At 61.1% G+C, this 383-nt stretch carries 1 protein-coding gene; it reads left to right on the top strand.

Annotated features, from left to right (window positions below; translation table 11 throughout):
* Window positions 1-383, top strand: a 383-nt coding sequence (locus tag DUK53_RS17385; RefSeq protein WP_161564277.1) for a UvrD-helicase domain-containing protein, incomplete at both ends; no start/stop codon positions are given.

The following is a 383-nucleotide window of genomic DNA, read 5'->3' as shown; positions in this document are numbered from 1 at the left end:
CGTGCTGACTGCTCGTGCGCACCACCTCATCACCACCCACGAACTGGGACGCCTGGCCGCTGTCACATTCACCCGCGATGCCGCAACCGAGTTGCTGTCGCGCATCGTGGCGTCATGCCACTCCGACCATGCGCGGCGTATCGCTGTCGGCACCTTTCACTCTCTTGCCCTCAACCAACTGCGGCGCAACGCCCGCGGCAAGGTCCCACGCCTCATCAACGATGCGGAGCGCGTAGCCATCCTCAGGCGCTGCTGGAAGGACTTCGCTCCGAATTTGAAATTCGAAGAGATCGTCAGGGAGGTGGACAAGGCCAAGGGCTCAGTTGCGCCGTATGTCTTCGAGGACATCCTTGTCGAGAGGATATTCAAGGCGTATGAGGAGG

The organism is Listeria sp. SHR_NRA_18, assembly GCF_003856515.1.
GTDB lineage: Bacteria > Bacillota > Bacilli > Lactobacillales > Listeriaceae > Listeria_A > Listeria_A newyorkensis.
The sequence above is the reverse complement of the archived record's forward strand: the minus strand, read 5'-3'. Positions and strand labels throughout refer to the sequence as shown.